Origin of the sequence: Pseudomonas sp. EA_5y_Pfl2_R50, assembly GCF_963970475.1 — a bacterium.
Classification (GTDB): domain Bacteria; phylum Pseudomonadota; class Gammaproteobacteria; order Pseudomonadales; family Pseudomonadaceae; genus Aquipseudomonas.
This window is the reverse complement of sequence record NZ_CAXAPT010000074.1, coordinates 1-612: the sequence shown is the minus strand read 5'-3', so window position 1 is coordinate 612 and position 612 is coordinate 1. Positions and strand designations below refer to the sequence as shown.

At 61.9% G+C, this 612-nt stretch carries 1 protein-coding gene; it reads right to left on the bottom strand.

Features of this window, described 5'->3' with window-relative positions:
* Positions 1-612 (bottom strand): ParB/RepB/Spo0J family partition protein (locus AACY19_RS26765; protein ID WP_339454499.1); only part of this gene is annotated, 612 nt, incomplete at both ends.

The following is a 612-nucleotide window of genomic DNA, read 5'->3' as shown; positions in this document are numbered from 1 at the left end:
CTTGGGGGGGTCTACGGCGAGGGTGAGGGCTTTGATGACCTCGAGTACGGGCATCGCTTGGCCGGTGTCTGCCTGAACCTTCGCTAGACGCCCCGCCTCTTGGAACGCACGCTCCCTACGATCCTCCGGTTTCATCAGCGCTTTGAGCGCGATCGCATTACGGACTCCCAGTTCCTGGGGTTCCGTGAACGCTCTCGTCAGCTCGGCCGGCAGGCGCGCCAGATCGAGGTAACGCGTCAGCCAGCTCTCAGAGACTTTCAGGCGCTCTGCCATCGTTTTCTGACGCCCCTCGTAATAGGCGTCGAGCGCTCGCAGATAATCGCGAGCGCGCTCCAGATCCGTTAGGTCGTCGCGGGCACGGTTCTCGATATCCGCAAGGCGAAACGCTTCTTCGTCGCCGATCTCGCGGACGTCGACCAGGAATTTGAATTCCGGATAGTTGTGCGACCGCAGCCAGCTGATGGTCCAGTGCCGCCGTGCGCCACAGATCACTTCGAAGTCGTAGTCCGGATCGCCCACGACCCGACGAACGATCGCCGGTATCTCCTGCCGCCCTTGCGCCTTGATGCTTTCGATCAGGTCCTCGCAGCGCTGCTCGTTGAGCAGGGCATA